General features: G+C 69.3%; 12 protein-coding genes and 1 pseudogene. 10 read left to right on the forward strand and 3 right to left on the reverse strand.

Features of this window, described 5'->3' with window-relative positions; translation table 11 throughout:
- Positions 1-138 precede the first annotated feature (138 nt).
- The 5 genes from ATL45_RS28575 to ATL45_RS28595 are packed head-to-tail and all read left to right on the forward strand — an operon-like array spanning position 139 to position 3720.
- A complete protein-coding gene (locus tag ATL45_RS28575) occupies positions 139-528 on the forward strand; it encodes a cupin domain-containing protein (RefSeq protein ID WP_093156780.1) in 390 nt (129 codons plus the stop codon).
- Positions 525-1775 carry a beta-ketoacyl-[acyl-carrier-protein] synthase family protein gene (locus ATL45_RS28580; RefSeq protein ID WP_093156778.1) on the forward strand — a complete coding sequence of 417 codons (1251 nt, stop codon included), beginning with the start codon at positions 525-527 and terminating at the stop codon, positions 1773-1775. Before ATL45_RS28575 ends, ATL45_RS28580 begins: the two co-directional genes overlap by 4 nt.
- The gene (locus ATL45_RS28585) at positions 1772-3004 is read left to right on the forward strand and encodes a beta-ketoacyl synthase N-terminal-like domain-containing protein (RefSeq protein WP_093156777.1); all 1233 of its coding nucleotides are present in this window, start codon (positions 1772-1774) and stop codon (positions 3002-3004) included. The genes ATL45_RS28580 and ATL45_RS28585 overlap by 4 nt, the downstream gene beginning before the upstream one ends.
- 1 nt (position 3005) lies before the next feature.
- The gene (locus ATL45_RS28590) at positions 3006-3263 is read left to right on the forward strand and encodes an acyl carrier protein (RefSeq protein WP_093156775.1); all 258 of its coding nucleotides are present in this window, start codon (positions 3006-3008) and stop codon (positions 3261-3263) included.
- 1 nt (position 3264) lies between these two features.
- Complete coding sequence (locus ATL45_RS28595; RefSeq protein ID WP_093156774.1) at positions 3265-3720, forward strand: SRPBCC family protein; 456 nt, start codon at positions 3265-3267, stop codon at positions 3718-3720.
- Positions 3721-3810: 90 nt separating this feature from the next.
- Here the strand turns inward: ATL45_RS28595 and ATL45_RS28600 are convergent, their stop codons facing one another.
- Together ATL45_RS28600 and ATL45_RS28605 are read right to left on the reverse strand one after the other, a co-directional pair.
- Positions 3811-5205, reverse strand: coding sequence for a sensor histidine kinase (locus ATL45_RS28600; RefSeq protein ID WP_093156772.1), 1395 nt, complete (start codon positions 5203-5205; stop codon positions 3811-3813).
- Between the two features lie 40 nt (positions 5206-5245).
- The gene (locus ATL45_RS28605) at positions 5246-5947 is read right to left on the reverse strand and encodes a response regulator transcription factor (protein WP_170210380.1); all 702 of its coding nucleotides are present in this window, start codon (positions 5945-5947) and stop codon (positions 5246-5248) included.
- Positions 5948-6214: 267 nt separating this feature from the next.
- Between ATL45_RS28605 and ATL45_RS28610 the strand changes: the two genes are divergently transcribed.
- From ATL45_RS28610 to ATL45_RS28620, 3 genes and pseudogenes are all read left to right on the forward strand, one after another.
- The gene (locus tag ATL45_RS28610) at positions 6215-6907 is read left to right on the forward strand and encodes a DUF3159 domain-containing protein (RefSeq protein ID WP_093156771.1); all 693 of its coding nucleotides are present in this window, start codon (positions 6215-6217) and stop codon (positions 6905-6907) included.
- Between the two features lie 42 nt (positions 6908-6949).
- A pseudogene (locus ATL45_RS28615) lies at positions 6950-8150 on the forward strand (cytochrome P450).
- 48 nt (positions 8151-8198) lie between these two features.
- Positions 8199-8393 carry a ferredoxin gene (locus tag ATL45_RS28620; protein ID WP_093156769.1) on the forward strand — a complete coding sequence of 65 codons (195 nt, stop codon included), beginning with the start codon at positions 8199-8201 and terminating at the stop codon, positions 8391-8393.
- Between the two features lie 105 nt (positions 8394-8498).
- Here the strand turns inward: ATL45_RS28620 and ATL45_RS28625 are convergent, their stop codons facing one another.
- Positions 8499-9071: a TetR/AcrR family transcriptional regulator gene (locus tag ATL45_RS28625; protein WP_246025595.1), complete on the reverse strand. Its 573-nt coding sequence runs from the start codon at positions 9069-9071 to the stop codon at positions 8499-8501.
- A gap of 293 nt (positions 9072-9364) precedes the next feature.
- Here ATL45_RS28625 and ATL45_RS28630 point away from each other — a divergent pair, with 293 nt between their 5' ends.
- Both ATL45_RS28630 and ATL45_RS28635 read left to right on the forward strand, forming a co-directional pair.
- Positions 9365-10609 carry a M20 metallopeptidase family protein gene (locus ATL45_RS28630; protein WP_246025596.1) on the forward strand — a complete coding sequence of 415 codons (1245 nt, stop codon included), beginning with the start codon at positions 9365-9367 and terminating at the stop codon, positions 10607-10609.
- Positions 10610-10678: 69 nt separating this feature from the next.
- Entirely contained in the window at positions 10679-12235 is a 1557-nt protein-coding gene (locus ATL45_RS28635) for an acyl-CoA synthetase (protein WP_093156765.1), read from the forward strand.
- The last annotated feature ends 5 nt before the right edge of the window (positions 12236-12240 follow it).

The raw sequence follows: 12240 nt of genomic DNA on the forward strand, positions 1-12240 counted from the left end.
CACGGCGATATCGCGTATGGCTGGCCACCCGGCATCGATCGACAGAGGAGAAAGTTCCGTGGTCCACCATGGATTGATCGCCGCCGCGCAACGGCGTGCTAGTAGCGAGATCCGGTACCGTGCGCCGGGAGCGCTGTCATGACCAGCCAGTTGCACACGGTGGTCGACATCGCCCAGGTGAGCTCGAACCGCAAACGTGGCGGTGACATCCGAGTGCTTCTCGGTCCGGCCACCGTCAGCGCCACGAGCGGGTTTCAGGGCGTGGTCCTGCTGGAACCCGGTGAGCAGGTGCGGGAGCACTACCACCCGTACTCCGAAGAGTTCCTCTTCCTGTTCGAGGGAGAGGTGGAGGTGGACCTGGACGGCGTGGCCCATGCGCTTCGACCGAACCAGGCCATCTTCGTGCCGATCGACGTCCGGCACCGGGTGCGCAACACCGGGCCGCGGCTCGCGCGTCTGGTCTTCCACCTCAGCCCACTGGCGCCCCGGCCGGAGTTGGGGCACGTCGACACCGAGCCGTTGTCATGACGCACCGAGTGGCCGTTACCGGCTTGGGAGTCGTGGCACCGGGGGGTGTCGGCGCGAAGGCTTGCTGGGAGCTGCTGACGTCCGGGCGTACCGCTACCCGTGGGATCTCGCTGTTCCCGGCCGACGGCTTCCGTTCGAGGATCGCCGCCGAATGCGACTTCGACGGCGCCGAGAACGGCCTGACGGCGGCCGAGATCACCCGGATGGATCGCTATGTGCAGTTCGCCGCGGTCGCCGTCGACGAGGCGTGGGGCCAGGCGGGCCTGGAGGTGTCGAATCCCTGGCGGGTCGGCGTGTGCATGGGTTCGGCCGTGGGCGGTACGACGCAGCTCGAGCACGACTACGTGGCCACCTCCGACTCGGGCGACCGGTGGGTGGTCGACCACGCCAGGGCATCGCGGTACCTGCACCTGGCACTGACACCGTCCACTTTGGCCGCTGAGGTCGCCGGCCGGGTCGGTGCGCGGGGCATCGTGCAGACGATATCCACTGGCTGCACCGCAGGCCTGGACGCGGTCGGGCACGCCGCCCGGCACATCCAGGAAGGCCGTGCCGACGTGATGGTGGCGGGCGCGTCGGAATCCCCGATCTCGCCGATCGCGGTTGCCTGCTTCGACGCCATCCGGGCGACCTCGGCCCGCAACGACGACGCCGAGCACGCCGCTCGCCCCTTCGACCTGGACCGCGACGGGTTCGTGATCGGCGAGGGGGCGGCGGTGCTGGTGCTGGAGGAGTGGGAGCACGCCCTCGGCCGAAGTGCCCCGGTGCTGGCCGAGATCGTGGGCTTCGCCAATCGCAGCAACGCCTACCACATGACCGGTCTGCGCACCGACGGTGCGGAGATGGCCGAAGCCATCCGGTGTGCGATGGACCAAGCGCGGCTGGCCGACATCGACTACGTCAACGCCCACGGTTCGGGCACGCGGCAGAACGACCGGCACGAGACCGCGGCGTTCAAACGGGCGCTGGGTCAGGCGGCGTACGCCGTGCCGGTCAGCTCGATCAAGTCGATGGTCGGTCACTCCCTCGGCGCGATCGGCGCCATCGAGGCCCTCGCTTGCGTGCTGGCCCTGGTCCACGACGTCGTGCCCCCGACGGCCAACCTCGACACCGCCGACCCGGAGTGCGACCTGGACTACGTGCCGCACACGGCCAGAGAACAAGTGCTGCGCACGGCGCTGTCGGTCGGCAGCGGATTCGGCGGTTTCCAGTCCGCCCTCGTGCTGAGCAAGGCGAGACGATCGTGAACAGCACACCGGTCATCACCGGGCTCGGCGTCGTGGCGCCGAACGGGATCGGTGCCGACGAGTTCTGGCGAGCACTGCGTGACGGGCGTCCCGCGCTCGGCCCGCTGACCCGGTTCGAGCCGAACCCCTATCCGGTCAAGGTCGCGGGCCAGGTAGTCGGCTTCGATTCATCCGACTGGATCGACCCGAGAGTCGTCGTGCAGACCGACCGGTTCACCCACTTCGGCCTCGCCGCGGCCGAGTTGGCGCTGCGCGATGCCGACCTCGACCCGGCCGTCGTACCACCGCTCGAATTCGGCGTGGTCACAGCCAGTTTCAGCGCCGGTGTCGAGTTCGGTCAGCAGGAAATCCAACAGCTGTGGCGGCATGGCCCCGAGCACGTCGGCCCATATCAGTCGATCGCGTGGTTCTACGCGGCCACGACCGGCCAGATCTCCATCGGCAATGGGCTTCGCGGACCGTGTGGTGTGCTGGTCGCCGACGAAGCCGGTGGGCTCGACGTGCTGGCCTCCGCCCGCGACGACGTCCGTCGGGGCGCCGCGATGCTGGCGGGTGGTACCGAGGCGCCGCTGTCCCCGTATGCGGTATGCGCCCAACTCGGCTTCGAGTTGCTCAGTCCGGCCGCTGACCCGACCGCCGCCTACCTGCCCTTCACCTCGCGCGCCGGAGGGTTCATCCCCGGTGAGGGCGGCGCGATGCTCGTCGTGGAGTCCGCCCGCGCAGCCCGTCGGCGCGGTGCCAGGGCACGAGCGGCGATCGCCGGGCACGGAGCTACGTTCACCGGGCCCCGGTGCTTCGACCAGTCAGCGGAAGGGCTGGAGCGCGCGGCCCGGCTCGCACTCAGCGACGCTGGCGTGGAGCCGTCCGATGTGGACGTCGTCTTTCTCGACGCGCTGGGTGACCCTGAAGCCGATCGCGCCGAGGAGCGGGCGCTGCGGTGGCTGTTGGGCGACCGTGCCAACCGGATTCCGGTCACTGCGCCCAAGACCGGCTACGGCCGCTGCTACGCCGGTGCGGCGGCACTCGACGTCGCGACCGCTGCGCTGGCCATCGAGCACGGCATCGTGCCACCGACGCCCAACATTCGCGACTGCCCGTTCGACCTGGACCTCGTGGCGCAGGCCCGCCCGGCCGACATCAACACGGTGCTCGTGCTGGCCCGGGGATTGCACGGCGGCAACTCCGCATTGGTGCTGAGAAGTCCCGCTTCGACCCAAGGAGATGACTGAGATGCACACACCCGAAACGAACCTGCCTCTTTCCTCGATCACGCTGGCGTCGCTGATCAGCCGCTGCACCGGCGTCGCGGTCACCGGTGACCAGATCGACGACGCGGGCCAGAGCTTCGCCGAGCTCGGCGTGGACTCCCTCGGCCTGCTGGGAGTCATGGCACAGCTCCAGCGCGACTACGGCTTGCCCGAGACCGTCGACGTGAACACCGACCACTCGCCGAGAGATCTGCTGCTCCTGCTCGACGGAAGGGCATGAGATGACCGGGCACACCGACAACGAGATCATCATCGCGGCTCCCCTCCGCTTGGTGTGGGACCGCACCAACGACGTGGAGGACTGGCCGAACCTGTTCAGCGAGTACGACTCGGTGCAGGTGCTGGAACGCGAAGGTGACCGCGTGTTGTTCCGGCTGACCATGCGACCCGACTCCAACGGCACGGTGTGGAGCTGGGTGTCGGAACGAATCGCCGATCCGGCGACCAGGACTGTCCACGCACGCCGGGTCGAGACCGGCCCGTTCGTGCGGATGAACATCCGCTGGACCTACGAGGAAGTCGACGGCGGCGTGCGAATGCGCTGGATCCAGGACTTCACGATGAAACCGGACGCACCGATCGACGACGCCGCGATGACCGAACGCATCAACACCAACAGCCGTGTCCAGATGGCGCTGATCAAGAAGAAGCTCGAAGCGGCAGCTGTCGCTCTCTGACCGCCGCGCGAACGACTCCGGAAGCCGCCCTGCGCCTTGGAGCGAATCTCCAAGTGCTCCAAAGAGCTCCACTCGTCGGATGCCGGTTGCTCAGCGGGCGGCGGGCAGCGTGACGGTGAAGGTGCTGCCTTCACCTTCCGCGGTGGTGACCGTCACCGTGCCGCCGTGCGCTTCGGTGATGGACTTGACGATCGCCAGGCCCAGCCCGGTACCGCCGGTGCTCGGACTGCGGGAGTCGTCGCCGCGGTAGAAGCGTTCGAAGATTCTGCGCGCGGTTTCCGGGTCCATGCCGGGACCGTGGTCGGTGACGGTCAGTTCGACCTGGTCGTCGGGCAGCGAGCGGACCGCCACGGCAACTGGTGTGCCGGTGGGTGTGTGCTGCTGCGCGTTGCTGAGCAGGTTGCGCAACACCTGCAACAGCCGATCCTCGTCACCGCTGGCGAACACCTCGTCCTGGACGTCGACGGCGATCGGCCTGCCGGGGTCGAGAGCGCGAGCGTCCTCGGCTGCGTCCGCGGCGAGCCTGCCGAGGTCGACCGGGGTGTCGGCGAGCGGCCGTCCCTGGTCGAGCTGGGCCAGCAGCAGCAGTTCCTCCACGGTGGTGTGCATGCGGGCGGCTTCCTCCTCGATGCGGAGCATCGCCCGCTCGACCAGTTCAGGTTCCTGGGCGAGTCCGTGCAGATGGAGTTGGGCCCAGCCTCTGATGGTGGTCAGCGGGGTGCGCAACTCGTGCGAGACGTCGGCGACGAACTGGCGGAGTCGTTCCTCGGAACGCTGTCGCGCGTCGAACGCGTGGTTCAGCGCGCTGCCGACCTCCCCGATCTCGGAATGCGGTCGACCGACCTCGATGCGCTGGTGGAGGTCGCCGGCGGCGATCGCGGTCGCCGTTGTGGCCATGTCCTGCAACGGCCGCATTCCTACCCGCAGCACGCCGCGCCCCAAGACCGCGATTCCGGCGAGTGCGGCGAGGGTGGCCACGGCTTCGGCGCCGATGAGCCAGTACACGACGTCGTCGGAAGGCGCGAGGTTGCTGGCGATCACCATGGTGCTGACGGGCTTCGGCGCCGCGCCGGTCGCCGGCCGGACCACGGTGTTCGCTCCGACGGGGAACCCCAGGGCTCGGTATCTCGGTATGAGCGCTCCTCGGGCTGACACGGTCGAGGGACGCTCGCTGAAGCCGCTGAGGACCGGTGCCGGCAGGTCGGGACATGGGGTCGGCTGCCCGTCGGGGCCTTGAGCCGCGGTCTCCGTGACCACGCGGCCGTGCTCGTCGAGCAGCGCGATGTAGGCGCCTGCCGGAACCAGAGTGTTGAGAGTGGTCTCCGGGATCGGGGAAGACCGGCTCTCGGCATAGCGCTGGACGGTGTCGCGGGCCTTGGTGAGGTTGGTGTCGACGACGTCGGTGAGGTACAGGCGCAGCCCGATCAGCGAGGCCAGGTTGACCGTGACCATGCCCAGGGCCGCCAGCAGGAGGACCCCCGCCATGAGACGCCCCCGCAGCGAGCTCCGCCAAGCGCGGGTCACGTCAGTCACTTCCGGGGCTCCGCAGGCTGTAACCGAAACCACGCACCGTGCGGAGCAGAGCGGGTGGTTGTGCGTCCACCTTCGCCCGCAGCCGGGACACCAGCTTCTCGACGACCCCGGGGCTGAACCGGTGCTGCCAGACGTGGTCCATGATCTGGTCCTTCGACACCACGCGCTCGGAGTTGACCAGCAGGTAGCGCAGCAACTTGTACTCGGTCGGGGACAGCGTGATCAGCCGGTCACCGCGGCGCACTCGCATGCTCCGCTCGTCCACGGTCAGGTCGGCGAAGCGCAGTACGTGGCTCGATCCTGCGGCCGTACCCGCTCTGCGCAGCAGGACGTGCACCCGGGCGAGCAGTTCGAGAACGCTGAACGGCTTGGTGAGGTAGTCATCGGCGCCCAACGCCAAACCGGTCACGCGATCCTCGACCGCGTCCCGCGCGGTCAGGAACAGCACCGGCAGTCGTGCCTCGTTCTCGATCAACCGCTGGCACACCGCGAACCCGTCCATGTCGGGCAGCATCACGTCGAGCACCATCAGGTCAGGCCGGGTCGAGGCACAGGCGTGCAGGGCCTCGGCACCAGAACCCACCACCTCCACCTCGTAACCCGCCAGGCTCAAGGTGGTCTCCAGCAGTTCCGCCAGTCTCGGATCGTCGTCCACGACGAGCAACCGCTGCCCGGCTCCCCGGGGCGGTGACATCCCCTCGTTCCGCGAAGCGGACGGCATGGCAGGCACCCATCGTGTCGTGGCTCGGGCGGCGACCCGCCGCCTGGTTCCAGCGTCGGCATCCTACTGCGCGCACGCACCGGATCACCGACCGGTAGCGCGCGGCGGAGCAGCGGAAACGCGGTGAAACGCGCGTGGGGTCCGGCCGTTGTCAGCAAATCGTCAGCTTGGTGACCGTGCGGGGTCAGCCGGTCCAGGTTTCCTGGCATCGACGCACCCAGCCGGCCCTTTGGAGCAGCCGTGGCCCCTTCGCCACCCCGCAATGACGACCGCGGTGAGAACACCCAGCCCGACGTGCAGAGCCGAGTGCGCGCAGGTTTGATCGACATCGCGCCGATCCTCTTCTTCACCCTGACCTTCGCGCTGACCCACCGGGTTCTCATCGCGGTGGCGTTCGCCCTCACCTGCGGCATCGGGATCACAGTGGGACGGCTGGTGCGCAGGGAACCCGTCTGGCGCGCGCTTGGTGCCCTCGGCATCATCTGCCTCGGTGGGCTGCTGGCCTCGCGCACCGGAGATGCCGCCAACTTCTTCGCGCCGGGCCTGGTGATCCACAGCACCATCGCTCTGGTGACCCCGGTGATGCTGGCGTTCGGCTGGCCACCGCTGGGCCTGGTGGCGGGGCTGGTCACCGGCGAGGGGACCGGATGGCGCCGCTGTCCGATCCGCCGCCGGGCATTCACCAGGTCCAATGTGGTCCTGCTCGCCGCGAAGGTCGTCATCCTGTCGGCCGAAATCCCCCTGTTCTTGGCAGGCCGGACCGTCGCGCTCGGCTTCACCAACGCGGTCGGGCCGGCCGTGCACGGACTCGGCGTGCTGCTGGCGTGGCGGGTCTTCCGCCGCACGACCGGGACGCACCGCTGTGCCCCGGGAAAGACCGCGGCGGCTGCACCGGATCTCAGCTCTTCGCCCGACCCGCAGAAGGCTGCTTGACGAGCGGCCGCAACGTAACCGATCACGGAGGAAACAACACCGATGACCGCGCCCCAACTGCCGTTCGACCGACCGAACGTGCTCGACCTGGCACCGCACTACGCCGTCCTGCGTCGCCAGGCCCCGCTCGTTCAAGTCCGCACTCCCTCCGGTGACCCGGCGTGGCTGGTGACCCGCTACACCGAGGCACGGGCACTGTTGGGCGATTCGCGCCTCGGGCGGTCGCACCCGGCGCCTGAAGCGGCCGCGAAGGTTTCCGACGCCGCGTTCTTCAACGGCCCGTCCGGCAACTACAACACCGAGCAAGAAGACCACCAGCGGCTGCGCAAACTGCTCGCGCCGGCGTTCACCGCAAAGCGGATGCGCGCGCTGGGCGATCACATCCGGGAACTGACCGAGGGCTGTCTCGATGCGATGCAGGCCGCGCACGACCGGTCTCCCGGTGAACCGGTCGATCTGCACGAGCACCTCGCCTTCCCGCTGCCCGTGCTCGTCATCTGCGAACTGCTCGGCGTGCCCTACGAAGACCGCGAGCTCTTCCGCGACCTCTCCGACCGGATCGGCCGGATCAACGCGGGCGACGTCGCTCGCACCGCCATGGCCGAGTTCATGGCGTACACCAGCGAGCTGGCCGAGGCCAAGCGGGGCAACCCGGCCGAGGACGTCATCTCGGACATGGTGCTCGCGCAACGAGCTTTCCCGGCCTTCACCGACGAGGACATCGCGCGGCTCGCCGCAGGGCTGATCTTCGCCGGTCACGAGACGACCGCCGGGCGCATCGATCTCGGCGTCCTGCTGCTGCTGTCCGATCTGGACCGCCGAGACGCCTTCGCCGCCGACCCCGACGGGCGGGTCGAGGGCACGGTGGAGGAGATCCTGCGCCGGACCTCGCCGAGCGGTCTGGGTCTGGTGCGCTACGCGCACGACGACGTCGAGATCTCCGGCCAGACGATCTCCGCCGGGGATGCGGTGATCATCGCCATCGGCCGCGAACCAGGATCCGGAGGCCTTCACCGAGGCAGCGCGGTTCGATCCTGAGCGCAGTCCCAACCAGCACCTCGCGTTCGGCCACGGCATGCACTTCTGCATCGGCGCGAACCTGGCCCGGACCGAACTGCGCACGGTCTTCCCGGCGCTGTTCCGGCGGTTCCCCCGTCTGCGACTGGCTGTGGACCTCGATGACATCGAGGTTCGCACGGACCGGCTGACCGGAGGCCTGAACGAGGTCCGCGTCACCTGGTAGCGCCCCGTCGCGCACAACGCCTCACACCGCACGAGACGAGGAATCCCGATGAATGTCATTGCCGACAAGGAAAAGTGCATCGGCGCCGGGCAATGCGCGCTGATCGCCGCCGACGTCTTCGACCAGAACGACGGGGACGGCCGGGTGTTGGTGCTCGATCCCGCCCCGCCGCGCGAACTGCTGGCACAGGTCGAGCAGGCCGCGGCGGGCTGCCCCGCACTCGCGATCACGCTGCAGCGGTAGTTCCGCGGGATGCCGTCGTTCTGGCCGTGGTTCGGCCGGAACGACGGCATCGCCACTTCGCCGTTCCAAGGTTGGCGGTCGCCGCTCGGTCGGCCGGGTGCGGGCTCAGCCGGATGCAGGCTCCGCGGCCCAGCGGCGCCCGTGGATGGAGAGGTCGCTGAGCATCGCGGCCACTTGGTCAGCGGTGTAACCCGTGTCGCCCTGAAGCCACCACGCGAGCGTCCCGATCAGCTCGCCCGCCCACGCGCGCGCAACGAGTTCGACGGGGATGCGCGGCGTTTCGCCGGATTGTTCAGCACGCGCCCGGAACAGTGCCTCGGCTTCTTCGCTGGTCCGTTCGTAGAACTCGCGCAACGGCCTCCCATCACCGGCTCCCCGGAGGATCACCCGGTAGACCGCGGTGTTGTTCTCGGCGTGCGTGAAAATGCTGCGCAGCGGGTTACCGGTGAAGCCGTCGGGGCGCTGTGCCTCGTACTCCGCCACCCACGCGGCCCGATCCTCGGTGAGCGAGCGGACGATGTCGACGAGGACGTCTTCCTTGGCCTTGTAGTGGGCGTAGAAGGTCGCCCTCGCCACGTCCGCGCGGTCGAGGACGTCCTCGACCGTGAGCGAACCGAAGTCCTGTTCGGCGCACAGCTCCACGAGCGCCTCGCGGATCGCCCTGCGGGTGCGGCGCACCCGTCGGTCGCCGCCTCCGGACTGCGGTGACATGGCCCGGCTCCTCTCCGTCAGCTCCTCGGTCGAGCGGGTCTCGATCTCATGATTCCCCACCCCGCGGGCGGCTACGCGGCGGGCACGCCCGAACCGGCATGGCCCTGCACATCGCCGGACCGCGGCCTCCCGAGGCCACGCTCGCCGTCGCCGCGGCGGCCGGAGTGCGTTGACGGCCGATGCAACCCGCCGTACGATCGCGAACAACTTGTTCAGGAACATACATATTGTTCAGTTAACGCCACCTATGGAGCTGTCTCGTGAAGATCGCTGCGGACGGTCCTCGGTTCCCGGCCAGCCCGGCCGAGCGCTTCATCGCCCGAGGAGGGGAACTGCTGCCCGAGCTGGTGACGCTGCGCCGGGCGATCCACGCAGAACCCGAGCTGGGCCTGCACCTGCCGGAGACCCAGCGGAGGGTGCTGGAGGCGCTCGCCCCGCTCGATCTGGAGCTGCACACCGGAACGGCGCTGACCTCGGTGGTCGCGGTCCTCCGCGGCGCCACCCCGGGCCCGACCGTGCTGCTGCGCGCCGACATGGACGCGCTGCCGCTCCAGGAGGCGACCGACCTGCCGTTCCGGTCGACGAACGGAGCCATGCACGCCTGCGGCCACGATCTGCACGTCGCCGGGCTCGTCGGTGCCGCCCACCTCCTGCACGCGCACCGCGACGAGCTCGCCGGCGACGTCGTATTCATGTTCCAGCCCGGCGAAGAAGGGTTCGAGGGAGCTCGCCTCATGCTGGAGGAGGGCCTGCTCGACGTGACCGGCCAACGCCCGGTCGCGGCGTACGCCGTGCACGTCGGTCCTGGTCCCCGCGGCACCTTTCTGACCAGGCCCGGCACGGTGACCGCGAGTTCGAGCTCGTTCTCCGCGGAGGTCTCCGGACGCGGGGGCCACGGCTCCCGGCCGCACGAGGTCGTCGATCCGGTGCCGGTGCTGGCCGAAATCGTGTTGGGACTCCAGTCCTTCGTCACCCGCCGGTTCGACGTCTTCGACCCGGTGGTGCTGTCGGTGACGAACCTCGCCGCGGGGACGGGTGCCGACAACGTCATCCCCGGCAAGGCCCGGCTGAGCGGAACCCTGCGGACGATGTCGCCCGAGGCGCTGGCCAGGATCGAGGCCGAGTTGCCCCGTGTCATCGCGGGGATCGCCGAGGCGCACTCCGCCGCGGCGACCGCCGAGATCACCACCGGCTACCCGAGCGTCGTCAACGACCAGGCGACCACGGAGCGCGCTCTCGAATCCCTGCGACCGGCGTTCGGCGGCCGGGTCGTCACCGCACCGCATCCCACCATGGGCGCCGAGGACTTCTCCTACGTCGCCCAGCGAGTGCCGAGCACGATGCTGATGCTGCTGGCGAGTCCACCCGGCAGCGACAGGGCGTCCGTGCCGAACCACTCGCCGCACGCGGTGTTCGACGACGCCGTCCTGGGGGACCAGGCCGCGGCACTCGCGATCCTCGCGGCGCAGACCCTGACCGCACACGCCCGGAGCGGAGCGAGCTGAGTCCCACCCAGCACGCGGCTCCCGCAGCATCTCGAATGCGACTCCCAGTTCACCGGAAGCGAGCACCCCATGAACCTTGCCCAGTTCCTGCGCCGCAATGCGGTGCACCAGCCCGAAGCCGAGGCAGTCGTCTGCGAGCAGACCAGGATGACCTACGCCCAGCTGGACCACGACTCCGACCGGCTCGCCGCCGCTCTCCAGGATCTCGGTCTGGCCTCAGGTGACCGGGTCGCCACGCTGTCGTGGAACTGCGCCGAACTGGTCGTGACCGAGTTCGCGCTCTACAAGGGCGGTTTCGTGCGGGTGCCGATCAACGCCCGGCTCAGCGAGGGCGAGATCGCGCACCTGTTGCGCGAATCCGGTGCCCGTGTGCTGCTCGCCGGTCCCGAGCACGTCGCGGTGGCGGTTGCCGCGGCAGCCGACAGCTCTGTGGAGCACGTGGTCGGGCTACCCGGTGCCGAGGGAGCACAGCACGGGTACGCCGACTTCCTGGCCAGGACCGACGCGGAGCCCGCCTGGGCGGACCTGCGCCCGGACGATCCTGCGGTGCTGCACTTCACCTCCGGCTCCACCGGAGTCCTCAAGGCGGCGGTGCAGACGCAGGGCAACCGGCTGGCCCTCATGCGCAAGTTGGTCTCGAGCCCCGAAGTCCGCGTCGGTCCCGGCGGGCGGCAACTTCTGGTCGGCCCGATCACGCACGCCTCGGGAATGCCGATCATCGGCATCATCTGCGCCGGTGGCTGTCTCGTGGTGCTGCGCGGTTTTGATCCCGAGCAGGTGCTGGCAACCATCGAGCGGGAGCGGGTGACGCACGTGCTGCTGATCCCGACGATGATCAATGTCATCCTGCGGACCTGCTCGCGCGGCGACTTCGACCTGAGCAGCTTGGAACGCGTGGTGTACGGCGCCGCTCCGATGACGCCGACCCGGATTCGCGAGGCTTGGGACTTCTTCGGTCCTGTCCTGGCGCAGGCGTACGGGGCTGGCGAGACCACATCGGCGGTCATGTTCCTCACCACCGAGGACCACCGGCGGGCCATCGAGGACGGCGAGCAGGAGCTGCTGTCCTCGTGCGGACGGCCGGCCACCGAAGCCGAAGTCCTCGTCGTCGACGACGACTTCCGGGAAGTGCCGCCCGGCGCGGTGGGCGAGATCGTGGTTCGCGGCCCGGAGGTGGTACCTGGCTACCACCGAGCCCCCGAGCTGACCGCGCAGAGCTTCCGGGACGGTTGGTTCCGCACCGGGGACCTGGCGACCCGCCGCGAGGACGGCTACGTGTTCATCGTCGACCGGAAGAAGGACATGATCATCTCCGGCGGCTTCAACGTCTACTGCGTCGAGGTGGAGGCGGTGCTGCACCGCCATCCCGACGTCTACGACGCCGCCGTCGTCGGCGTGCCCGACGACCGGTGGGGCGAGGCGGTCAAGGCCGTGGCGGTGCGCCGTACCGGTTCCACAGTGGACGCCGAGGCGCTGATCGAGTTCTGCGGCGAGCACCTGGCACGCATGAAGCGCCCGCGTTCGGTCGACTTCGTCGATGCGCTGCCGGTCAACCAGAACGGGAAGATCGACCGCAAGGCGATCCGTGAGACCTACTGGGCCGGCGCCGACCGCCGGGTCAACTGAGGAGC

The sequence above is a fragment of the Saccharopolyspora antimicrobica genome (assembly GCF_003635025.1).
Classification (GTDB): Bacteria; Actinomycetota; Actinomycetes; order Mycobacteriales; family Pseudonocardiaceae; genus Saccharopolyspora; species Saccharopolyspora antimicrobica.

Coding starts and splice junctions, on each gene's coding strand:
- ATL45_RS28575 (WP_093156780.1), top strand. CDS start 139: ATGACCAGCCAGTTGCACACGGTGGTCGACATCGCCCAGGTGAGCTCG.
- ATL45_RS28580 (WP_093156778.1), top strand. CDS start 525: ATGACGCACCGAGTGGCCGTTACCGGCTTGGGAGTCGTGGCACCGGGG.
- ATL45_RS28590 (WP_093156775.1), top strand. CDS start 3,006: ATGCACACACCCGAAACGAACCTGCCTCTTTCCTCGATCACGCTGGCG.
- ATL45_RS28595 (WP_093156774.1), top strand. CDS start 3,265: ATGACCGGGCACACCGACAACGAGATCATCATCGCGGCTCCCCTCCGC.
- ATL45_RS28600 (WP_093156772.1), bottom strand. CDS start 5,205: ATGGCGGGGGTCCTCCTGCTGGCGGCCCTGGGCATGGTCACGGTCAAC.
- ATL45_RS28605 (WP_170210380.1), bottom strand. CDS start 5,947: ATGTCACCGCCCCGGGGAGCCGGGCAGCGGTTGCTCGTCGTGGACGAC.
- ATL45_RS28620 (WP_093156769.1), top strand. CDS start 8,199: ATGAATGTCATTGCCGACAAGGAAAAGTGCATCGGCGCCGGGCAATGC.
- ATL45_RS28635 (WP_093156765.1), top strand. CDS start 10,679: ATGAACCTTGCCCAGTTCCTGCGCCGCAATGCGGTGCACCAGCCCGAA.